This window comes from Nocardia sp. NRRL S-836, from assembly GCF_001279525.1.
Taxonomy (GTDB): Bacteria; Actinomycetota; Actinomycetes; order Mycobacteriales; family Pseudonocardiaceae; genus Lentzea.
Window position 1 is genome coordinate 147,962 of sequence record NZ_LGDY01000124.1, and the last position, 22,684, is coordinate 170,645.

Consider the following 22,684-nt stretch of genomic DNA (forward strand, 5'->3'; position numbering starts at 1 on the left):
CCGGTCAGGCGGCCTGCAGCGTCCACCTCTGGTTCGAGGTGCCGTTGACGTCCCAGATGCCGACACTGGCACCGTTCTGGACGGCGTTGCCGATCGCGTCCGCGGCCTTGCTGGTGAGCACGCTCTCCAGCACGTAGCTGCCGTCGGGCTGGCTGGAGAACACGAACTGCTCCGTGTCGCCGTAGTGGCAGTCGTACTGGACGAGCTGCGAACCGTTGAGGTGCACGGCGTTCTTGACGTCGAGGCACTTGCCGGACATCAGGTTCTTCAGCGCGTACCGCTTGCCGCCCAGGTCGACGAGGTCCCACGCCATCTTGCCGCCGCCGACGCAGTCCCACAGCTCCATGCCGGCGAAGTTCCCGAGCGCGCCCTGGTTCGGCGTGTCCCACATACCGGCGGTCTGCAGGCAGCGGCCGGACTGGACGCCCTTGAGCTGGTAGCGGCCGACGGTCACCGCGGCGATGTCGGACCGGTGCACCAGGTTGAGCAGGCGCCAGCGCTGGTGGCCGTCGTTGGTGTTGCCGTAGGTGGTGATCGGGGCGGCGTTCGGGGTCTGACCGTCCCTGACCGTCACGAACTTGCCGGTGCCGATGTTCTTGATCTGGTACGTGCCGTCGGTGTTCTCGATGAACGTCCAGCGGTGGTAGCCGTTGCCGGCATCACACGGGTACTGGCGCAGCAGGTCGCTGTGGCCGTCCATGCACTGCCGCGAGTTGCCGTTCATGAGCAGGTACTCGTTGGTGGCGACCTGCTTCAACGCCCAGACCTGCTTGGGGGCGGGGCGGATGCAGTCCCACAGCTCGTTGTACTGACCGTTCTCGATCGCCTGCGCGTCGACGCCGGCGATCTGCGCGCACCGGCCGGAGGCCTGGCCCTGCAGCTCGACCACCAGCTCGTGGGCGGGCTTGATCTGGTCCCTCTTGGCGGCGTCGTAGCGGCCGAGGTTGAGGAACTCGTTGCGCGCCTTGAGGTCACCGGCGAGTGCGGCGGTGGCGGCGGCGACCACGTTCGGCAGGTACCCGTCCCGCTTGGAGCGGTCGAGGATCTCCTTGATCAGCTTCTCGGTCTCCGCGGCGCGGGCGGCGTCCTCCTCCGCCACGTCCTGCTGGTGCGCGGTGTGCACGCCGGTGAAGATGAACGCCTTGATCAGTGCGGCGTCGTGGCTGTCCAGCGCGCCCTGGGCGGCGGCCTTGACGAACTTGCGCGCCAGCGGTGCGCGGTAGACCTCCCAGGTGAACTCGCTGTCGGTCATGACCTTGAGCGCGGTGGTCAGCTCCGCCTGGGCCGCGACGCGCCACGCGTCGGCGCGCGCCTTGAGCATCGCTTCCTTCTGCTCGGTCGCGATGCGCTCCAGCCGGGCCGCCTCGATCCGGCGCTGCACGTCCAGGTCGTAGGCGGTGAAGATGCCCTCGGTGACGAACTTCTGGCGCTGCTCGTCCGTGGAGGTGTTGGTCAGCACGGCCGCGGCCTGTGCCTTGATCTCGGGGTTCTCGGTGGCGTTGGTGTTGATGAACAGCTTGGTGACGAACTCGCCGAGGTTCGTGTCCAGGTAGTACCTGTCGACGTTCATCCAGCCGATCAGGTCCGTGGCCTTGAGCCGCTGGCGGTGCCGCTCGTCCATGATCGGGATCGCCCGCACGTCCTCGCGGAACGCGAGGTGGATGCCGGTGGCGATGAAGTTGTAGCAGGCGTTCTCGTCGGTCTCGTTCGTGAGCGCCTTCAACGCCTCGCGCTTGACGGCGCTGTCGCGAGGGGCGTTGTTGTAGATCCAGATGACGAAGTTCAGGTCGGCCATCCTGGCTTCCCTGGACGTGACCGACGCGCTGATCGTGCTGGCAGCGGCCAGTTTCTGGTCGAAGTCCGACACCAGCGCCGCGCTGAAGCTGACGGTGGACACACCGGGCGGCGCCGAGGCGTCGACCCCGGGAGGAGCGGCGAGCGCCGGAGCGGAGAACAGGCCGCCCGCCAACGTGATGGTGACCGCGAGCGCGGCGACTCCGCGCATGCCACGGCCACCCAGACTGCGTCTGGACAAGGTGAATCCCCCAAGATTCGTCGTAGCGGCATCTGCCCCAAGCGCGGCGTGAACCCCCCAGGCCCGCGTCGCTCGACTCCCCAGTCGTCGGATGCCTGGGGAAACCTCGCACGTCGCCCACCCGGTCCGCAATGCGGTGTGATCTGGGTCACTGACGTGCTTTGTGTCGCCGCGGGCACTTGAGGTGCTAGGAACTTTTAGGGCGATTCAGCCCACCACGTGAGTTTCTGGGGGGAACACATGGGGCGTCATACGCTCATGCCTGCATTGCTGGCCGCGGTTCTCGCGGCCGGCGTCGTCACCACCGTCCACACCGCTCCCGCGTTCGCGAGCTCGGCGGCCGTCAGCACGACGACCGCCGCGCTGGCCGCGTCCATGCGCGAGACGGTGTTCCAGATGTCGTTCAACCAGGCCCTGCAGTCCGAGATCCGCGACGCCGCGTACGTGGCCGTCGTCGCCAACGACGAGGCCAAGATCCGCGAGTTCGTGCTCGTCGGCTACCACAGGGCGAAAGACCGCGCCACCCAACGGGAAACCCTCAACACCGCCGTCATCCGGGAGATCAACCGGACCGCGATCCCCGGCAGCGAGGTGCAGGGCTCGTCGGAGAGCGCGCTGCGTTCCTCTTTCAACGCCCAGGAAACGTACGTCCACAGTGGATACGACCGCGCCGTGGAGCTCGACCGCGTCCACGACAACAAGCGGCAGGAACGGTTGGCGCGCCTGGCCGCGGAGGACCGCGCCTACGTGACCCACCTGGCCGCCCACGACCCCGGCGCGCAGGTGCGTGCGGCGGCACAGCGCGCCCTCAGCGGTGGTGACGACCGGTCGATCGGCCTGTTCTTCGCCTACGAGTGGAAGATCGGCGCCGAGCTCGACACCGAGCGGTTCGTCCGCACCACCACCGAGCAGAACCAGGTGTGGCACGACCAGATCGCGCGGCTGACCGCGTCGGCGCTGGCCGCGGAGGCGGCCGAACGCGAGGCGAGCGGGGAGCTGGCCCGCAAGTACCGGCTGGAGGCCCAGCAGACCTGGGAGCAGGTCGACCGCGAGGCCGGTCAGTCCTCTGTGGACTGGCTGGCGGAGAAGACGAAGGCGGACGCCCAGGCGGCCATGTGGGCGGAGGTCGCCGAGTACGCCCGCGCCGCGCAGTCCGAACAGGACTGGCTGGCGGTCCTGGAGCAGGCCAACAGCGGCCGCATCACGTGGGAGGAGGCGGCCGGCAAGGCCCGCGACTCCGCGGCCCACTGGCTGGCCGTCGCCGAACAAGCTCGTAAGGCGGCGAAGGACGCTGCCAACCGCGATCTGGGGGATCGCTGACACCATGAAAAGAAGATCATCAGGCGCCACCTCGGTGTGGCGCAGATCAGTCGTGCCCATTTCCGCGGCACTCGTGCTCACCCTCTTCGGCGGGACCGTGCACGCGACCGCCGCGCCACAACCGGTTCCCGTGCTCCAGGCCGCGGCCCAGGACCCTCCTCCGCAGGAGGTGGACGACGAGTACGAGTTCTACAAGATGCTCGTCACCGACATCTCCGAGCACGCGGAGGACGTCGAGGTGCGCGACGCGGCGAAAGCGGCGTTGGCGGTCAACACCAAGGAAAAGCTGGTCTGGTTCCTCGACCACGGTCAGGCGGAGGCGCAGGCCCGTGCCGACGAGCGCAAGCGCGTCGAGAAGGCGGAGAACCGCCGCAAGGTCGAGGGCTGGGCGGCCAGCGGCGGCCCGAACGTCCGTGCGGGGGCGCAGGCCGCACTGACGGCCGGTGACCAGGCGATCGCGGACTTCGTCGCCTACGGCTACGAGATCGCGCTGAAGCGGGACAAGCAGCAGGCCGAGGACGACAAGGCCGAGCAGGACCGCATCATCGCCCGCGTCCGCGACATGGTCGCCATGGGCGGCCCGCAGGTGAAGATCGAGGGCGAGGGCGCCCTCGCGAGCAAGGACTACGCGCGGATCCGCCAGTTCTACCTCGTGGGCTACCACGAGGCGAACCAGCGCGACCACGACATGCGCGCGGTCATCCAGAAAGCCTTGGAGGACCGCAACAAGGCGATCACCGAGCTCGACCAGGCCGCCCGCCGCAGCGAGGCGGCGGCGAGCGCACGGGCCGAGATCATGCGGGCCAACATCGACGCGGTCAAGCACCTCGAAGACGTCACGTTCGCCATGAAGCGCGCCGTGGAGGCCGCTCACAGGGCGGACCAGATCTACCGCGACGACAAGCCCGGCCGTGAACACGGCCAGCTCGGCCGCAACGAGCTGCTCGACGTCGAACGCGCCAACGCGGCGCGGGAGTCCGAGGCAGCCGACCGCATCGCGCTGGCGTCCGCCGAAACCAACACGCGGGCACGCAACGCCGCCCAGCGGCTGGTGGACACCGGCTCGACCGACGGCCTGGACTGGGCCAAGGTCACCATCGGCCTCGGCAACGCCGTCGACGCCGCCGCGCTCGCCGCCGAGACGTCGATGCACGCGGCCACGGCCACGCTGGCCGACAGCCGTGCGCTCGACGCCGACCGCAACGCCCAGGAGCACGCCAACAACGCGGCGAAGTACCGCGCGGAGGCCGAACGCCAGGCGGCCAGGGCGGCCGAGCTGGCCGAGGCGGCGAAGAAGCAGCAGGACATCGCGATCGCCGCGCGCAACCGTGCGGAACAGCAGAAGAACATCGCGAACGCGAAGGCCGCGGAGGCCCAGCGGCACGCCACGGCCGCCCGCAACCACCGGATCAATGCGCAGGGCGCCGCACGCAACGCGGCCGTCTCGGCGAACGCGGCCTACGCCGCGAACGCCGAGGCCACGCGCCTGGCCGGCGAGCACGACGCCGCGGTGGACAAGGTGCGCTCGATCCAGACCCAGGTCCAGGTGATCGAGCTGGTGCACAACGCCAACATGATCGGCCTGGAGCGGCTGGAGCTGCAGCTCCGCGACCGCGAGCAGGCCGCGAGGGAACGCGGCGAGAACGTCGAGGAGGTCACCAGGGAGATCCGCGGCCAGGTCGACGTGGCCCGCGGTGCCGCGAACGAGTCGGCGGGCTGGGCCTCGGCCGCGGCGGCGTCGGCACAGGCCGCACAGGCAGCGGCTCAGCGGGCTGCGGCAGCCGCCCAGGCCGCTCGTGCCGCGGCGAACGCGGCGACCACGGAAGCCGTGACCGCACGCCGGGCCGCCGACGAGGCGCACCGGATCACGCTGGAGGCGGTCAACGTGGCGCTGGGCGCCAAGGCGTCCGCCGAGATGACCCAGCAGGAGGCGGAAGCCTCGGTGCGCGAGGCGAACCAGGCCGTCTTCCAGTCGGTGGTCGCCGACCGTGCGGCGTCGGCGGCAGCCGCGTCCGCCACGCTCGTGATCGACGCGTCACGAGCCGTCGACGCGATCCTCAAGCCGTACGCGGCACTCAACGCCGACGCGCGCAGGGCGTTGCAGGTCGTCGCCGACGCACTGCTCATCAGCGAGGAGCAGTCCCGGCAGGCCAGGGAGAAGGCCGCCGAGGCAGCGCAGGCGGCGATCAGGGCGTCCAAGGCGGCCGACGACGCCGTGGCGGACGTGAAACCCGCGTACGAGGCGGCCGCCCGTGCCGCCGAGTCCGCGAACCAGGCCGCGCAGTACGCCCAGGTGGCGAACGACGCGGCGAACCAGGCCGTGCAGCACGCCCAGGCGGCACACGGCGCGGCCGGCACCGCGAGCCAGTGGTCGAACAACGCCCAGCAGGACGCCGTGATCGCGGGCAACGCGGCCGCGGCCGCGAGCGCTTCGGCCGCGAGCGCGGACCGGGCGGCGGCCGCGACCGAGCAGATCTACACCATGGCCAGGGCCAACGCCGACAAGGTGCAGGAGTTCATCCAGTCGGTCGCCGACCGCATCCAGGACGTCCACGAGTACCGCGTCCGGCTCGACATGGCCGAGCAGATCGCGCGGGAGGAGGCCGCGAAGAAGGCCGCCGAGCTCAACGGGGAGTTCGCCAGGGGCATCCTCACGCTCGACCAGTGCCTCAAGCAGGGCAACTTCGAGGCCTGCAAGCGCGCGGCCAACAAGGTCGAGGAGGCGGCCAGGAGCGGTCTCAAGGCCTACACGGACGCGGCGGTCGACTCCATGGTCACCGGCGCCCGGTGCGCCGCCGGTGACCAGGCCGCCTGCCAGTTGATGCGCGACGGCAAGGACAAGCTGACGCTGCTGTACAAGCAGATCGGCCAGGGCATCGTCGAGGGCGCCACCGGTGCGCTGGACGGCCTGCTCACCGGTCTGGACTGCATCGGTGGCACGGTCTTCGGCGACTTCTCCTCGTGCAAGCAGATCTGGGACGGCCTGGTCTACACGGTCCAGAACCCGTACACGCTGATCCACCTGGAGGAGTGGCACGACAACCCCGCGAAGGCCTTCGGCCTGACGATCTGGGACCTGTCGTTCGGTGCGGTGAGCGCCGCGGCCAGCGGCGGTACCGGCGCGTTGACCAGAACGCTCGGCCTGATGAGGAACGCGCTTGCCAGGGGCACCGGCAAGATCCTCAACAACCTCGCCGAGCTGAGGGGCTTCCTGGTCAAGCTGGACGACGCCCTGCCGGGCAAGCTCCCCGGTGCGGTCGGCGAGATCCTCAGCCCTCAGGTCCGCATCGAAGGCACCGTCGGCAAGCTCGACAACGCGGTGGTCGTCGTCGACGGCCGGCTCTACCGCATGGAGTCGTACTCCCGGCAGCTGGAGGGCGACCTCACCAGGATCGAGGGCGCGACGGTGCGCGTCGAGGGCGGCAAGCTCCAGATCGAGAACGGTCTCGCCAAGCTCGAGGACGCGAAGTTCAAGATCGAGCCGCCGGCGCAACCGGACCCGAACCTCCCGCACAGGTACGACACGCCCCAGGTCGTGGACGGTCAGTACCGGCACGACATCGGTGACCTCGAGGTCCGGATCGACGCGGACGACTACGCCCACGCGCAAAGTCTGTACAACGCGGGGAAGAACGCGGCGCCGGACATCACCAAGCACGTCGACGAGGTCGCGGACACCCTGCACGTCGAGCGCCCCAAGGGGAACGAGGTCAAGGGCACCGGGTCGTTCATGCGCAAGTACTTCGAGGAGATGTGGGACGGGAACGGCACGAAGAAGCCCCGTGCGGACATCGAACGGAAGATGAACGACTCGGTCCGGTACACCTACGTGGTCTCCGCCGAGAAGTACGCCGACGGTGTCAAGGACGTGATCTCCGCACTGGAGCGCCTCGGGTACCAGAAGAAGATCCTCAAGAACTTCTGGAAGAGGTCGGAGACGCCCAAGTTCGACGAGTTCGGCAACCCGCTGGGCAGCTACCCCGGGATCAACATGACCTTCAGGTCACCGACCGGGCAGCTGTTCGAGGTCCAGATCCACACGCCGGAGAGCTACGGGGCGAAGAAGCTCGAAGAGCCGAACTACGAGCAGCGCAGGGTGATCCGGGCGAGCACCGACGCGATCAAGAACGCGGCCCGGCGCGAGGGCAGAAATCCTGACAACGGGGAGCTCACCGCGATGGAGGTCGCGGAGATCAACCGGCTGAAGTACCTGAACGTGTACTACAACTTCAAGTCGGCCGAGATCTTCGACAGCGTCACTCCTCCGGAGGGAGCGACCCGCATCGAGGAGTTCGACCTCACGAAGTGAACACCGGACGCGGCCCCTCGTACGGCGAGGGGCCGCGTCTCCACAGATGGAACGAGGTTGGACTGGTGCAGCAGTACGAGTACTTCGCCGTCGTCACACCGGCACGTCCGCGGCCGGAGGACCCGGCGATCATGCTCCGCCGGTGGGTGGACGAGAACGGGCAGGTGCGTGAGGAGTCGTTCACCACCCGGCTGACCGGGGCGGCCTGGGCGCCCAGCACGGTGTTGTCCAACCCGGCGGTCAGCAGCTCCGACGTGCACCGGGTGGACGAGCGGGCAGCGGTGCGGTACGAGAACGCGTTGCGCGGCCAGCTGAGCCGGGGTGAGACCTACGACGGCCGGCCGTACTCCTACCTCGCCTGGCTGGACGGATCCACTGTGGACGACCCCACCGGGGTGCTCCGCACGTGGACCACCGAGCACGGGGGCGAAGGTGAGCAGCGGTACCTCCCCGGCACGGGCTGGCGGGACAGCTACGTCCGCGAGGACTGGCGTCGCGGGCGCTACGACGGCACGTTCGAGCCGATCGACAAGGCCACCGCCGACAAGATCGTCGAACGCTGGGAGCAGCGCCGCACCGAGCAGGGCTGACTCAGCGGAAGTCCCGTGACCGCGAGGGGATGCGCAGGTCGAGGTGCTGGAGCCGGTCGGCCAGCAGGCTGACCACGCCGTCGGCCGACTCGACGGTGCCGCGCACCAGCATCGCACCGCTGCTGCGCGCGATCCGCCGGTAGCGCGCCCACAACCCGGGCGAGCACACGACGTTCACCATCCCGGTCTCGTCCTCGATGTTGAGGAACGTGACCCCGCCCGCCGTCGCCGGTCGTTGCCGGTGGGTGACCGCGCCGCCGATGAGGACGCGGGTGCCGGGTTCGACGTCGGCGAGCGACGCGGTGGTCAGTGCGCCCATCGCGTCCAGTTTGGACCGGACGAACTGGGTCGGGAAGCTGTCCGGGGACAGGCCCGTGGCCCAGACGTCGGCCACCGCCAGCTCCACCTCGTCCATGCCGGGCAACGCCGGCGCGTCGACGCCGGTCACGGTGCCGGGCAGGCGGTCGGGGCGGATCGCGGCCACCGCACCGGCGGCCCACAGGGCCTCGCGGCGTTCCAGGCCGAAGCACGCGAACGCGCCCGCCGTGGCCAGTGCCTCGACCTGGGCGGTGGTGAGCTGCACCCGTGAGCCGAAGTCCTCCATGTCGCGGAACGGTTGTGCCGCAACGATCCGCTCGGCGTCCGCCTGGCCGACGCCGCGGACGGCGGCGAGGCCCATGCGGACGGCGTTCACGCCGCCCTCCAGCGGTTCCAGCGTCGCGTGCGGCAGAGAAGCGTTGACGCACGGGCCGTGCACGGTCACGCCGTGGCGGCGGGCGTCGATGACCAGTGACTGCGGGGAGTAGAAGCCCATCGGCTGCGCGCGCAGCAGTGCGGCGCAGAACGCGGCCGGGTAGTAGAGCTTGAACCAGGCGCTCACGAAGACGAGGTGCGCGAACGACAGCGCGTGCGACTCGGGGAAGCCGAAGTTGGCGAACGCCAGCAGTTTCGCGTAGATCCGGCCGGCCAGCTCCTCGCCGATGCCGTTCGCGGCGCAGCCCTCGTAGAAGCGGTCGCGCAGGCGTTCCATCCGCGCGGTCGAGCGTTTGGCGCCCATCGCGCGGCGCAGCTCGTCGGCCTCGGCGGCGGTGAAGCCGGCGACGTCGACGGCGATCTGCATGAGCTGTTCCTGGAACAACGGCACGCCGTAGGTCTTCTTCAGCGCGTTCTCCAGCAGCGGGTGGTCGTAGTCCCACTCCTCGACCTTGTTGCGGCGCCGGATGTACGGGTGCACCGAGCCGCCCTGGATCGGGCCCGGCCTGATCAGCGCGACCTCGACGACCAGGTCGTAGAACTCGCGCGGTTTCAGGCGCGGCAGCGTCGCCATCTGTGCGCGGCTCTCCACCTGGAACACCCCGACGGAGTCGGCCTTCTGCAACATCTCGTAGACGCGCTGGTCGTTCAGGTCGAGCCGGCCGATGTCGACGTCGACGCCTTCGTGCTCGCGCACGAGGTCGATGGCGTAGTGCAGCGCGGAGAGCATGCCGAGGCCGAGCAGGTCGAACTTCACCAGGCCGATGGACGCGCAGTCGTCCTTGTCCCACTGCAGCACCGTGCGGCCGGCCATGCGCGCCTTCTCCACCGGGCACACCTCGCTGACCGCGCGGTCGCAGATCACCATGCCGCCGGAGTGGATGCCGAGGTGGCGCGGGAAGTTCTCCAGCTGTGCGGAGAGCTCCAGCACCGGGCGGGGGATGTCGCAGTCGTCGGTGGTGGTCCGCAACGGGCCCCAGCGGTCTATCTGCTTGCTCCACGCGTCCTGCTGGCCGGGTGAGTGGCCGAGGGCACGGGCCATGTCGCGCACGGCGGAACGGGCGCGGTAGGTGATGACGTTCGCGACCTGCGCGGCGTGGCGGCGGCCGTACCTGCGGTAGACGTGCTGGATGACCTCTTCCCTGCGGTCGGACTCGATGTCGACGTCGATGTCGGGAGGGCCGTCGCGGGCGGGTGCGAGGAAGCGTTCGAAGAGCAGGTCGAAGCTGACCGCGTCGACGTTGGTGATGCCGAGCGCGTAGCAGACCGCGGAGTTCGCGGCACTGCCCCGGCCCTGGCAGAGGATGTCGTTGGTCTTGCAGAACCGCACGATGTCGTGCACGACGAGGAAGTAGCCGGGAAACCCGAGCTGTTCGATGACCCGCAGCTCGTGCTCGATCTGCCGGAACGCCTTCTCGTGGTGGTCGCCGTAGCGCCGCCGTGCTCCCTCCCAGGTGAGCTGACGCAGCCAGCTGATCTCGGTGTGGCCGTCCGGCACGTCGAACGGCGGCAGCTGCGGCGCGACCAGCCGCAGGTCGAACGCGAGCTGCATGCCGAGCAACGCGGCGTTGTGCACGGCACCGGGGAAACGGCGGAACCGGTGCATCATCTCCTCGCCGCTGCGCAGGAACGCGGCCGGTGATGGCGGCAGCCAGCCGGCCATCTCGTCGAGGCTGCTCCGCGCCCTGACCGCGGCCATCGCGGCGGCGAGCCGGCCGCGGTTCGGGGTCGCGTAGTGCACGGCGTTCGTTGCCACGACCGGGAGTTTGAGGTGCTTGGCCATCGCGTGCAGCAGGTCGTTGCGCCGGCTGTCCTCGGGCAGGCCGTGGTCGGTGAGCTCGACGTAAACGCGTTCCTTGCCGAAGAGGTCCGTCAGCCTGACCAGCTCGCGGAACGCCGCCTCCGGCCCCTCCCTGGTGAGCGCGCGGCGCACGGTTCCCTTGCGGCAGCCCGTCAACGCCACCACCTCGCCCCTGGTGTCGGCCAGCAGCTGGTCGAGGTCGTAGACGGGTTTGCCCTTCTCCGCGTCGTCGTGCAGGTGGCCGGTGGTGAGCGTGCGGCACAGGCGGTGGTAGCCCTCCTGCCGGCACGCCAGGAGCAGCAGGTGGTCGCCCTCGGGATCGGGTTCGCCGCCGGTGGGCTTGCTCAGGCCGACGCTCAGCTCCGCGCCGAACACCGTGTGCACACCGAGTTCCTTGGCGGCCTCGGCGAACCGCACCACGCCGTACATGCCGTCGTGGTCGGTCAACGCGATGGCGTCGAGCTCCAGCTGCTGCGCCACCTCGACGAGCTCCTCCGGGTGGCTCGCACCGTCGAGCCAGCTGAAGTTCGAATGGCAGTGCAGCTCCGCGTACGGCACGCGGATGCGGGTGGCCCGGTCGTTCGCGCGCAGCCGGAAGCCCGGCGGCGCGGTGTACCGGTCGCGGCGCCGTGACCAGGCGGGACCGTCGCCGCCGTCGGGTTTCTGCCGGTGGGGCTTGCCAGAAAGGGCCTGTTCGAGGTCCTTCCAGCGGACCGGCGGGTTATTCCAGCCCATCCGGAGCCCTGCGCGGTGCCGGGATCAGGTTCTCCAGACCCTCCGGGACCTCGTGGTCGTCGAACATCAGTCGTACACCCCTTCCAGAAACCACCTCTGGTTCCTGCGGATCAACAGGAACGCCTGGTCCTCGGTCTGCACCTGCACGCGTGCCGCCCGGTGCGCGTCCGGTGCCCACCACCGTTCGTCCACCGGCCACGGCCCCGCCCACGCGACCACGTCCCGCGTTCTGCCGTCCGCGGTGACCTTCCTGGGCCGTGCCGTGAGCTCGAGCCGCCCGGTCACACCGACCTCGCCGCCGGCCGCGTCCGTCAGCTCGGCGGGTTCGTCCCTGAGCGTGGCCGGTGCACGGGTGAGCCGGCCCGGCCACGGGTGGTCGGGGTGCTGCGACGGCGCCCGCTCGTCCCCCCACGGCACGAGCTTGACCCGCTCCCGCGGCCCCCGCCCGCCGTCGATGACCGGCACGAGCACCGCGTCCGGCCCCAGCAACCCCTGCACGTGCAGCAACGCCCTGACCGCGCGTTCGTCGTCGTGCCCCCACAGCCCGAGCTGCAACGCGGTGCCGTCGACGACCTCGGCGGGCTCCAGGGTGAGCGTCCGGATGCCCGACGTGAGCCGCTCGCGGGTGAGCCAGCCGTCCAGCTGCCACCGCACCCGGTCCGCGATCCCCCGTGGTGTCAACGGTTCCGCGGCCCGCCACACCCGGTGCAGCTCCTCGCCGTTCTCGGTGCGCGCGTGGATGCCGAGCCGGGTGCACGCGAGACCACGGTCGGCGAGATTGGCGTGCAACTTCTCCGCCGACGTCTTCGCCGCGAACGCGGCCGCGTCGATCCGCTCGACCGGCTCGTCGAACGTCTCCGTCACCGCCAGCTCCGGCGCCGGCCTGCGCTTGTCGAGCGGCCGCTCCGGCACCCCCCGCGCCAGCCGGTGCTGCCTGGTCGCCGGCCCCCCGAACCGTGACGCCACAGCGTTCTCCGGCACGTCCGCGAACGCGCCGAGCGTCTTCAGCCCCAGCCTCCTGAGCAGGTCGACCAGCTCCGGCGCCGGCAGCTCGTGCACCCCCAGCGGCCGCAGGAACCCGGCCGTTGCGCCGGGCGGCACGACCACGTTGCGGTGCGCGGCTTTCGTGGCCGCGAACAGGCTGTCCGCCACCCCCACCTGCGCCTCGATCCCGGTCCTGGCGGCAACGTGGTCGACCAGCCGCTCAGCCGCACGCTCGGCAGTCCGGAAGTAACCGACCGGCCCCTGCGCCTGCACCGCCACCAGCCCCGGCTCCACCACCTCGACACCGGGCGCGAGCTCCTCGACCGCCTCCGCGACCGGCTCGAAGAACCGCGCGTCCCGCTGCGGGTCGCGCTCGAACGTGACCAGCTCAGGACACATCGACTCGGCCATGCGCTTGCGCATCGCCCTGCGAATGCCCTCGGCCCGTGCCACGGCAGAGGTGGACACGACCTCGTTGCCGTCGACCACGGCCACGGGGAGGTGCGGGCTGGTGCCGGTCGCGGTGCAGGCGGCGATCACGGGCCAGTCCGGGCACCAGACGACGAGCAGCCGGGTGTCCTTCACCGGGGCTCCGCGGGCGCGGTGGGGGTGGGGTCGGGCTCGACGTGTGCGGCGCGCGGCGTGTGCGGTGCGGCGGGCGCCAGGGCCGGTGCGGTGTGCGGAACGGCGGACGCAGTGTGCGTGGCGCGCCTGGCGGGTGCGGCGTGCGCGGCTCCGAAAATGTCGGTGCTGCCTGAGAGAATGGAATCAGGGGGATCCCCGGCCGAAGGGGACCCCTGCGCGAGCCTGCGCTCCGGGTCGGCCTGCCGTGCCCGCCGGGCTGCCAGCTCGTCACGCTCGGCCGCCGCCCACCTGGCCACGACCTCGTCCGCGCGCCTGCCAGCGGACTCGTCCCGGCCAGCAGCGGAACGCCTGCCCTCGTCCGCCCGCCTGACAGCGTTCTCGTCCCGACCGGCACCAGAACGCTCGCCCGGCACCACATCCGCCCGCCCAGCAACCCCTAGGTCGGCACCGAAACGCCTACCCACGCTCCCGGCGACAGCAGACCCGTCCCGGCCACCCCCAGCACGCCTGCCCAACACATCTGCCCGCCTGGTGACCGGCTCGTCACCCCGGCCCGGACCGGCATCAGCCGGCTCGTCGGGCCGGGCCGGGTCACCGGTCACCAGCGGGAGCTCGATTTCTTCTTCGCCGAACGTCAGCACCACGTGCCGGGGGCGTTCGGCCGATCCGCGGCCGCCGCTGCGCACGTCGATCTGCTGGTGGCGCAGGGTGTCGGCGCCGTCGTTGAGCGGGTTCCAGCGCACGGACTCGGCCGTCAGCTCCACGTCGGCGGCGGGCCAGGTGCCGAGTGCGATCAGCACGGCGCGGCGTTGGCGGGCGCGGGCGGTGAGGCGGCGGGCCAGGGAAGGGGGCAGGGGGAAGCCGACGGCGACCAGGTCGAGGCCGTCCAGCAGGGCGGCGATCACCGGGCCGGGGTCGGTGCCGGGGTGGGGGACGAGTGCCAGCCGCTGCACCGAGACCCCGAGCTCGGCCGCGGCCAGCACCCCCACCTGCGGCAGGCCGACCACGGCGGCCCAGCAGCCGTCCGCGGTCGCGCCCGCGAGCAGGGCGAGCAGCAACGATGTCGATCCGCCCACCGACACCGTGCTGCCACGCCGCAAGCCGCCCCACGGCAGCAGGTCCGCCAGTTCCCCGCGAACTGGCAGCACCCGCCCCGTGGTGTGGTCGGTGGAAGAGCGGGCCAGCTCGCTGGCCGGGTTCACCCCGAGCGCGGCCAACGACGCCGTTGCCGACCTCGACACTCCACCCACCTCCCATCCGGATCGTGCGCACCCCTGTGCACGATCGCCGAGGGAAGTTCGGCGACTTGCTATTCGAACTCTTGTTCGAACGAACGGGATGATCGTAGCGCGCCGTTCCACCCCCGTGTCAATCCCGGGGCATCACCCTTTTGGTGGACACGGCCACATCGGTCCGGGCTGTCCTCTACGGTGGCTCGGAAAGCACCGCGATCTGGGGAAACAGTGAACCAACCACCTCCGCACGGCTGGCATCGGCAACCTCCGCAGGGCCGGCCGCCGCACCACCGGCAGGGCTGGCAGGGCCACCCTCAGCAGCCCGGCTGGGGCCCGCCGCAACCGCCCAAGAAGAGCAAGGCGCCGGTCATCATCATCCTGTCGCTCGTCGCCCTGCTGGTGCTCGGCGGCGGCATCACGGTCGCGGTGCTGTACTTCGACGCCCACGAGGACGGCGGCAGCAGCAAGCGTGCCGACCAGCTGCCCTCGGTCTGCGCGAACGTCTCCGAGGCGGCGCTGAAGAAGGCGCGCACCACCAACCCGAACCGGCTCGGCTCGTCCGAGACGGACCTGGGCAGGGGCAAGCGCACGATCTGCTCGTGGAACCAGACGGCGGGCGTCGACGGCGAGGGCCTGCGCAACACCGACGTCTACGTCACGCAGGGCGCGAAGGACGAGGACCAGGCCTATCAGGAGGCCGTGCGGATGGCCATGGCCAACAACCAGGGCACACCGCGGCAGAAGCCGATCGAGGGTCTCGGTGACGAGGCGACGGCGGTGCTGATGGACGGGGCGTCGGCGTTCACCGACATCACGATCATCGTGCGCAAGGGCGCCCACGTGGTCGAGGTCGACCACACCGGCTGGGACGTCGGCCTGTTCAGCCCGAAGCGGGCGGACGTCGCCGAGTTCGAGGGCGCGGCCAAGGGCGTCGCGGAAGAGATGATCGCCAAGCTCTGACACGGGAAAGGGGCCGCTCCCGGCAGGAAGCGGCCCCTTCTCACCGCACGATCAGTGGGCGAAGTGGCGCGTACCGGTCAGGTACAGCGTCACGCCGGCCTCCTCGGCCTTCGCGATCACCTCGGGGTCGCGCACCGAGCCACCGGGCTGCACGACGGCGCGCACGCCCGCGTTGAGCAGCACCTCGAGGCCGTCCGGGAACGGGAAGAACGCGTCCGAGGCCGCGACGGCGCCCTTGGCCCGCTCACCGGCGCGCTTCACCGCGAGGTGCGACGAGTCGACCCGGTTGACCTGGCCCATGCCGACGCCGACGGTGGCGCCGTTGTCCGCCAGCAGGATCGCGTTCGACTTGACCGCGCGGATGGCCCGCCACGCGAACTCCAGGTCGGCCAGCGTCTGCTCGTCGGCCGGCTTGCCGCACGCCAGCGTCCAGTTCGCGGGCGAGTCGCCGTCGGCGTCGATCGCGTCACGCTGCTGCAGCAGCAGACCACCGGACACCGGACGCATCTCGGCACCACCGCGCGTGGGCGCCTCGGCCACCAGGATGCGCACGTTCTTCTTGCGCTGCAACACCTCCACCGCACCGTCCGCATAGGACGGTGCGATGACCACCTCGGTGAAGATCTCCGAGACGAACTCGGCCATCTCGACGGTGACCTCGCGGTTGGCCGCGATGATGCCGCCGAACGCGCTCACCGGGTCGCACTCGTGCGCCTTGCGGTGCGCGTCGGCGATGCTCACCGTCGACACCGCGATGCCGCACGGGTTGGCGTGCTTGATGATCGCGACGCAGGGCAGCTCGTGGTCCCACGCGGCACGCCACGCGGCGTCGCCGTCGAGGTAGTTGTTGTACGACATCTCCTTGCCGTGCAACTGCTTCGCCGACGCGAGACCCACGCGGCCGTCGCCCTGCGTGTAGATCGCGGCGCTCTGGTGCGGGTTCTCGCCGTAGCGCAGCACGTTCGAGCGGTTCCAGGTCGCGCCGACCCAGCCGGGGAAGCCGGAGCCCTCGTCGTCGGGCGCCAGCGCGTTGCCCATCCACGACGCCACGGCCACGTCGTAGGTCGCGGTGTGCCGGAACGCGTCCGCGGCCAGGCGCTGGCGGTCGGCGAGGGTGAAACCGCCCTCGCGCACGTTCTCCAGCACCCAGTCGTACCGCGCCGGGTCGACGACGACGGCGACGTTCGCGTGGTTCTTCGCCGACGCGCGCACCATCGCCGGACCGCCGATGTCGATCTGCTCGACGCACTCGTCCGGCGAAGCACCGGACGCCACGGTCTGGGTGAACGGGTACAGGTTCACGACCAGCAGGTCGAACGGCGCGATGTCCATGTCGCGCAGCTGCTTGGCGTGCGACTCCTTGCGCAGGTCCGCGAGCAGACCGGCGTGCACGCGCGGGTGCAGCGTCTTGACGCGGCCGTCGAGGCACTCGGGGAACCCGGTGACCTCCTCGACGGGCGTCACCGGCACGCCCGCGTCGGCCAGCACCTTCGCGGTGCCGCCGGTCGACACGATCTCGACTCCGGCCGCGTGCAGGCCGGTGGCCAGTTCCAGCAGGCCGGCCTTGTCGGAGACACCGACCAGTGCCCGACGGACCGGTCGCCTCTCGGCGGGAGTGCTCACGGAATGCTCACCTTTCGTCCGTTCACGGTGCAGCCCTCGCGGGCCAGCCTGCCGACCGTCTCCACGAGCAGCCGGCGTTCGACGACCTTGATGCGTTCGTGCAGGGTTTCCTCGGTGTCGCCGGCTTCGACGACCACGGCCTCCTGCGCCAGGATCGGCCCGGTGTCCACGCCCGCGTCGACGAGGTGCACGGTCGAGCCGGTCACGCGCACGCCGTAGTCCAGCGCGTCGCGGACACCGTGCGCGCCGGGGAAGGCCGGCAGCAGCGCGGGGTGCGTGTTGATCATCCGGCCGCCGAAGCGGGCCAGGAACTCAGGCCCGATGATCTTCATGAAGCCCGCTGACACGACCAGGTCCGGCCGGTGGGCGGCGACGGCCTCGGTCAGCGCGACGTCCCACGCGGCCCGGTCGGCGTGGTCGCGCAGCTTCACGGCGAAGTGCGGGACGCCCGCTCGTTCCGCGCGCTTGAGACCCTCGATGTTCTCGCGGTCCGCGCCGACGGCGACCACCTCGATCGGGAGGTCGGTGGCGTCCAGCAACGCCTGCATGAGGGTTCCGGAACCGGAGACGAGCACGACGACGCGCGCCGGTGTGGGAAGCCGAAGTTCGGTGCTCAGCGTCTACTCCTGGTCTTGCAGCGGTGTTGCAGCAGCTCAGGGGCAGTTTAGGTCGTCACCGCCGCGGCTTGTCGTCCAGGTCCTCCTCCGGACCCATGCCGAGCATCTCGTCGAACTCCGCGTCGAAGTCTTCTTCTTCCACCACTTCGGGTTCGGTGGGTTTCCCAGCGTCTTCCGCGGCGTCCTCGTCGTCTTCCGCAGCGCCCTCTTCGACGTCGTCCTCGGCGTCGTACTCGGCGAGGGGCTCGTCGTACCCGTCCTCGTCGTAGTCGTCCTCGTCGTACTCGTCCTCGGCGAGGGGCTCGTCCTCGCCGGTGCCGTCCTCGTACTCGTCCTCGTCGTAGTAGTCGTCGTCATCGAGGCCTTCCTCGACCTCGAACTCGTCGGCGTCCACGACCTCCAGCTGGTCGGTGAGCTCGTCGTCCTCGAAGACGACCTCCTCGTCCACGACCTCGCCGCCCTCGGCCTCGTCGTCCTCGACGTAGTCCGGCACGACGAACTCGGCGTCCGCGGCCACGACCGGCTTCACCCGCGACCCGGCGAGCCACGCGACGAGCGCGCCCGGCACCAGCACCCACAGCACCACGAGCAGCGCGAGCAGCCCGGCGGGGATCGTGACCGGGTCGAACGCGCCGGACGCGAGCCGTCCGCCCGCCGTCGCGGCGAGGACCAGGCAGCCCACGCCGGCGGTGACCGCGGCGACCAGCACCGCGCGCAACCGCGAGGTGGGCCGGTCGGACACCTTGCGGCAGGTCCACCCGACGAACGCGCCGATCAGCGCCGCCACCACCAGCACGGCCGGGCTCAGCAGGTGCTCGCCCTCCGGCATCGCCGCGAGCAACGGCACACCGGGCACCTGGCCGCCGGTGAACTTCAGCGGCGTTGCCTCGACCAGGCCCATCGAGAAACCGGCGCCCGCGACGTAGGACAGGCCCGCGATGATCGCGTTCGGCAGGTAGCCGAGGCACAGCAGCCACACACCGAGCCCGACACCGACCGAGGGACCCGCGTCGGCGAAGAGCTCGCCGGTGCGCGGCCACGAGATCGCCAGCCCGGCGGCCACCGCCAGCGCGCCCGCACTGACCAGGGCGAACAACGCCATGAACCCGGAACGCAGGCCCTGGAACGCCACCGGGTCGAGCTTGTCGAACACCAGCTCCACCAGGCCGCAGCGGCGCGCGACACCGATCGTGGCCGCCACACCGGAGACCGCCGCGCAGCCGAAGAACGCGACGGCCGGGGTCGCGCGCACGAGTCCTTCGTCGCCCATCAGCAACGCGATCATGCCGCCGACGACCGCGTGCGCGCCGGAGATACTCAGCACGACCGAGCGGGCCTGCAATGGTTCGTAGAGGCCGAGCCGGTCGGCGGTGCCCGCGGCGGTGCGGCCGACGAGCAGCATCAGCAACGCCGTGGGCAGCAGCGGCAGCACGCCGAGCTGGCCCGCGTCGAAGCGCAACGGCACGTGGTGCGCGGCGAGCCAGGCGGGAGCGGCGGCGGTGAGCACGCCGGCGGTGTCGAAGTCCGCGTACGTGGCGGTCGCCGTGATCAGCGCGAGCAGTGCGGCGACGGCCGCGTAACCGACCACCACCGACCCGACCGCGGCCGCGGCGAGCACCCGCACGCGTTCAGCGCGCGAGAACTCCGGCGGGCGCACGGTGGTCACCTCGCGGGTCACGTCGCGTTGCAGCACGGGCATTTCCCCACTGTGTCAGGCCGACTGGTCCATCTGGCTGAGGCACGCCGCTGCATGCGACAGGGGTGGCGCCGGAGACCCCGGCACCACCCCTGCGGGACGAACGGCGTGCTGTTGCCGCTACTGCTGCGGTCCGCCGAAGCCACCGGGCGGCGTGCCCGGCGAGCCGAACTGACCGGGCTGCGGCATGAAGCTCGTCTGCTGCGGCGGCTGCCCCGGCTGCTGGGGCTGCTGCGGCTGCTGACCGAACTGCTGCTGCTGCTGCTGCGGTTGCGGCTGCTGGCCGAACTGCTGCTGCGGGGCCTGCTGCTGCGGCACACCGTGCTGCTGCGGGTGCTGGCCCTGCTGCGGGAACGCGCCGGACTGCGGGTTCCAGCCACCGGGCTGGCCCGCGTACGGGTGCGCCGGCTTCGGCTCGAACTTCACGATGCCCTCGCCGAGCAGCAACGCCAGCACGAGCGCGGCGGTCTGCAGCAGCGAGACGATCAGCAGCACGATCGCGAGGCCGTCGACCGACGACGCCTTGATGATGCCCTGCAGCAGCTCCAGCGTCTGCACCGCGGCGAGCGCGGCGGCCACCGGCAGGAACCTCGGGGCGTTCGGCAGGAGCGAGAGACCGGCGAGCGCGGCGGCCGCCAGGATCCAGGTGATGCCGCCGATGCTGTCGGAGAAGGCGAGCAGGTAGGCGACCAGGCCGAGGCCGGCGCCGACCAGCGGGAGGATCATGCCCAGGTTGAGGTTGTTCGCGCCGGGAGCGGCGCTGGGCTGCTGCGGTGCCGGACCCGGCGGCTGCTGCTGGGGTGCGCCGTAAGGCACGGACATGTTGAGGTCTCCTCCTCCAACCAGGGGTGCGTCCAAGACGCTAGCAGTGTTCGTGCGCCGTGCCCGCAGGGGCAACGGCGAGCCCTGCTCTCGTCGGTGGGACGTTCGACCGGTCGTGCCGGTTCCACCGGACGAGTGAGGGCCTGGCCAGAACCTACCCCTGTGCCGGAACGCACGCGGGGACCTTTCGTACGTTCAGACCGTACGAAAGGTCCCCGCGTGCGGTTCCGCTCAGGTCAGAGCGAGCTCATGATCTCGCGCATCAGGGCGGCGGTCTCGGACGGCGTCTTGCCGACCTTGACACCGGCGGCCTCGAGGGCCTCCTTCTTCGCCTGCGCGGTGCCCGCGGAGCCCGAGACGATGGCGCCGGCGTGGCCCATGGTCTTGCCCTCCGGGGCGGTGAAGCCCGCGACGTAGCCGACGACCGGCTTGGTCACGTTCTCCTTGATGTACGCCGCGGCACGCTCCTCGGCGTCACCACCGATCTCACCGATCATCACGATCGCGACGGTCTCCTCGTCGGCCTCGAAGGCCTCCAAGGCGTCGATGTGCGTGGTGCCGATGATCGGGTCGCCACCGATGCCGATCGCGGTGGAGAAACCGAAGTCCCGCAGCTCGTGCATCATCTGGTAGGTCAGCGTGCCGGACTTCGACACCAGGCCGATCTTGCCGCTGCCCGCGATGTTCGCGGGGATGATGCCGGCGTTCGACTTGCCGGGGCTGATGATGCCGGGGCAGTTCGGGCCGATGATGCGGGTCTTGTTGCCGGTCGCGACGGCGTGCGCCCAGAAGTAGGCGGTGTCGTGGACCGGGATGCCCTCGGTGATGACGACGGCCAGCTCGATCTCGGCGTCGATCGCCTCGAGCACGGCGGCCTTCGAGAAGGCCGGCGGGACGAAGATCACGGTCACGTTCGCGCCGGTGGCCTCCATGGCCTCCTTGACGGTGCCGAAGACCGGGAGCACGGTGCCGTCGAAGTCGACCTTCTCGCCGGCCTTGCGCGGGTTGACGCCACCGACGATGTTCGTGCCGGACGCCAGCATGCGCTTGGTGTGCTTGGTGCCCTCGGCACCGGTCATGCCCTGGACGATGACCTTGCTGTTCTCGTTGAGGAAGATTGCCATCGTTCTCAGACCCCCGCAGCCGCGAGCTCGGCGGCCTTGGCGGCCGCGTTGTCCATCGTGTCGACAACGGTCACCAGCGGGTGGTTGGCGTCGGCGAGGATCTGCCGGCCCTCCTCCACGTTGTTGCCGTCGAGGCGGACGACGAGCGGCTTGGTCGCACCGTCGCCGAGGATCTCCAGCGCCTTCACGATGCCGTTCGCGACGGCGTCGCACGCGGTGATGCCACCGAAGACGTTGACGAACACCGAACGCACGGCCTCGTCACCGAGGATGACGTCCAGACCGTTCGCCATGACCTCGGCGGACGCGCCACCGCCGATGTCGAGGAAGTTGGCGGGCTTCACGCCGTACTGCTCACCGGCGTACGCCACGACGTCCAGGGTGGACATCACGAGACCGGCACCGTTGCCGATGATGCCGACCTCGCCGTCCAGCTTGACGTAGTTGAGGCCCTTCTCCTTGGCCTTGGCCTCGAGGGGGTTCTCCGCCTGCTTGTCGACCAGCTCGGCGTGCGCCGGGTGGCGGAAGCCCGCGTTCTCGTCCAGCGTGACCTTGCCGTCGAGCGCGACGACCTTGTCCTGCGGGTCGCGGACCAGCGGGTTGACCTCGACGAGCGTGGCGTCCTCCGCGACGAAGGTCTCCCACAGCTTGACGATGACGTCGACGACCTGGTCCTTGACCTCGGCCGGGAAGTTCGCCGCGTCGGCGATCTCCCGGGCCTTGGCCGCGTCGACACCCTGGATGGCGTCGATGTGGATCTTCGCGAGGGCCTCGGGCTTGGTCGCGGCGACCTCCTCGATGTCCATGCCGCCCTCGACGCTCGCCATGGCGAGGAAGGTGCGGTTGGCACGGTCGAGCAGGAAGGAGAAGTAGTACTCCTCCGCGATGTCGGAGGCGGGCGTCACCAGAACGCGGTGAACGATGTGCCCCTTGATGTCGAGGCCGAGGATGGCGGTCGCCTTCTCCTCGGTCTCCGCGGCGTCCTTGGCCAGCTTCACGCCGCCGGCCTTACCGCGGCCGCCGGTCTTGACCTGGGCCTTGACGACGACGGGCTGGCCGAACTTCGCGGCGATGGCCTTGGCGTCGGCGGGGTTGGTGGCCACATCGCCCGGCAGTACCGGGACGCCGTGGGCGGCGAAGAGGTCCTTCGCCTGGTACTCGTACAGGTCCACTCGGGTCTCCTGCGACGTCGGTGTCGGAACACCGCGCCTGGGTGGTCCTCAAGGGGCCGTCAGAACCCACTTGACGCGGCTGGGCCCAGACACTATCGACCTGCGCCTACCGCTCGCACGCCACTCCCGGTGAGGTCGGTCTCAACGGCGGTGAGGTCGATCACGCGCGTGCCTGCGGGTGCGTCGGAACGCCCGCTTTTGAGTCGGCGCCGGCCGGTCTTCGGGGGCGCGCTGGGCGGCCGGGGCGGTGCGTAGCGCGGGGGTGGGCGCAGCGAGCGGAGCGGCGCGTAGCGCGGGGCTGGGCGCAGCGAGCGGAGCGGCGC

The 22,684-nt window shown here is 70.6% G+C and carries 14 protein-coding genes; 4 read left to right on the top strand and 10 right to left on the bottom strand.

Translation table 11 applies throughout. The features are described 5' to 3' along the window. Window positions 1-4: 4 nt before the first annotated feature. Complete coding sequence (locus tag ADL03_RS33455) at window positions 5-2,005, bottom strand: RICIN domain-containing protein (RefSeq protein WP_053737585.1); 2,001 nt, start codon at window positions 2,003-2,005, stop codon at window positions 5-7. A gap of 288 nt (window positions 2,006-2,293) precedes the next feature. Between ADL03_RS33455 and ADL03_RS33460 the strand changes: the two genes are divergently transcribed. The 3 genes from ADL03_RS33460 to ADL03_RS33470 all read left to right on the top strand — a co-directional run bounded on the left by ADL03_RS33460 (window position 2,294) and on the right by ADL03_RS33470 (window position 8,254). Beyond that, window positions 2,294-3,355, top strand: a complete 1,062-nt coding sequence (locus ADL03_RS33460; protein WP_197288870.1) for a hypothetical protein — start codon at window positions 2,294-2,296, stop codon at window positions 3,353-3,355. 52 nt (window positions 3,356-3,407) lie between these two features. Next, on the top strand, window positions 3,408-7,664 hold the full coding sequence (locus ADL03_RS33465; RefSeq protein WP_197288871.1) for an ALF repeat-containing protein: 4,257 nt from the start codon (window positions 3,408-3,410) through the stop codon (window positions 7,662-7,664). 65 nt (window positions 7,665-7,729) lie between these two features. After that, window positions 7,730-8,254, top strand: a complete 525-nt coding sequence (locus ADL03_RS33470; RefSeq protein ID WP_053737588.1) for a hypothetical protein — start codon at window positions 7,730-7,732, stop codon at window positions 8,252-8,254. 1 nt (window position 8,255) lies between these two features. Here ADL03_RS33470 and ADL03_RS33475 read toward each other — a convergent pair whose 3' ends face one another. From ADL03_RS33475 to ADL03_RS48940, 3 genes are all read right to left on the bottom strand, one after another. Further along, on the bottom strand, window positions 8,256-11,543 hold the full coding sequence (locus ADL03_RS33475; protein ID WP_053737589.1) for an error-prone DNA polymerase: 3,288 nt from the start codon (window positions 11,541-11,543) through the stop codon (window positions 8,256-8,258). Window positions 11,544-11,609: 66 nt separating this feature from the next. Beyond that, window positions 11,610-13,112 carry a DNA polymerase Y family protein gene (locus ADL03_RS33480; protein ID WP_231642599.1) on the bottom strand — a complete coding sequence of 501 codons (1,503 nt, stop codon included), beginning with the start codon at window positions 13,110-13,112 and terminating at the stop codon, window positions 11,610-11,612. Further along, a complete protein-coding gene (locus ADL03_RS48940) occupies window positions 13,109-14,353 on the bottom strand; it encodes a hypothetical protein (protein ID WP_197288872.1) in 1,245 nt (414 codons plus the stop codon). Before ADL03_RS48940 ends, ADL03_RS33480 begins: the two co-directional genes overlap by 4 nt. Before the next feature lie 222 nt (window positions 14,354-14,575). On the opposite strand from ADL03_RS48940, the gene ADL03_RS33490 reads away from it, so the two are divergent. Continuing rightward, complete coding sequence (locus ADL03_RS33490) at window positions 14,576-15,307, top strand: hypothetical protein (RefSeq protein WP_053737590.1); 732 nt, start codon at window positions 14,576-14,578, stop codon at window positions 15,305-15,307. A 51-nt stretch (window positions 15,308-15,358) separates the two neighbouring features. Here ADL03_RS33490 and purH read toward each other — a convergent pair whose 3' ends face one another. The 6 genes from purH to sucC form a co-directional block, all read right to left on the bottom strand. Then, a complete protein-coding gene (gene purH, locus ADL03_RS33495; protein ID WP_053737591.1) occupies window positions 15,359-16,930 on the bottom strand; it encodes a bifunctional phosphoribosylaminoimidazolecarboxamide formyltransferase/IMP cyclohydrolase in 1,572 nt (523 codons plus the stop codon). After that, on the bottom strand, window positions 16,927-17,547 hold the full coding sequence (gene purN, locus ADL03_RS33500; protein WP_082373680.1) for a phosphoribosylglycinamide formyltransferase: 621 nt from the start codon (window positions 17,545-17,547) through the stop codon (window positions 16,927-16,929). The genes purH and purN overlap by 4 nt, the downstream gene beginning before the upstream one ends. A gap of 55 nt (window positions 17,548-17,602) precedes the next feature. Further along, window positions 17,603-19,246, bottom strand: coding sequence for a DUF6350 family protein (locus tag ADL03_RS33505; RefSeq protein WP_053737592.1), 1,644 nt, complete (start codon window positions 19,244-19,246; stop codon window positions 17,603-17,605). A 117-nt stretch (window positions 19,247-19,363) separates the two neighbouring features. Then, window positions 19,364-20,065 (bottom strand): DUF5336 domain-containing protein, encoded by a 702-nt coding sequence (locus ADL03_RS33510; RefSeq protein WP_053737593.1) that lies wholly within the window; start codon window positions 20,063-20,065, stop codon window positions 19,364-19,366. A gap of 236 nt (window positions 20,066-20,301) precedes the next feature. Next, on the bottom strand, window positions 20,302-21,189 hold the full coding sequence (sucD, locus tag ADL03_RS33515) for a succinate--CoA ligase subunit alpha (protein WP_053737594.1): 888 nt from the start codon (window positions 21,187-21,189) through the stop codon (window positions 20,302-20,304). 5 nt (window positions 21,190-21,194) lie between these two features. Continuing rightward, the gene (gene sucC, locus ADL03_RS33520; protein ID WP_053737595.1) at window positions 21,195-22,361 is read right to left on the bottom strand and encodes an ADP-forming succinate--CoA ligase subunit beta; all 1,167 of its coding nucleotides are present in this window, start codon (window positions 22,359-22,361) and stop codon (window positions 21,195-21,197) included. Window positions 22,362-22,684: the final 323 nt, after the last annotated feature.

Excerpts from the sequence above, each read along its gene's own strand:
- ADL03_RS33455 (WP_053737585.1), bottom strand. The coding sequence starts at position 2,005 with ATGCGCGGAGTCGCCGCGCTCGCGGTCACCATCACGTTGGCGGGCGGC.
- ADL03_RS33460 (WP_197288870.1), top strand. The coding sequence starts at position 2,294 with ATGCCTGCATTGCTGGCCGCGGTTCTCGCGGCCGGCGTCGTCACCACC.
- ADL03_RS33475 (WP_053737589.1), bottom strand. The coding sequence starts at position 11,543 with ATGGGCTGGAATAACCCGCCGGTCCGCTGGAAGGACCTCGAACAGGCC.
- ADL03_RS33505 (WP_053737592.1), bottom strand. The coding sequence starts at position 19,246 with ATGCCCGTGCTGCAACGCGACGTGACCCGCGAGGTGACCACCGTGCGC.
- ADL03_RS33510 (WP_053737593.1), bottom strand. The coding sequence starts at position 20,065 with ATGTCCGTGCCTTACGGCGCACCCCAGCAGCAGCCGCCGGGTCCGGCA.
- sucD (WP_053737594.1), bottom strand. The coding sequence starts at position 21,189 with ATGGCAATCTTCCTCAACGAGAACAGCAAGGTCATCGTCCAGGGCATG.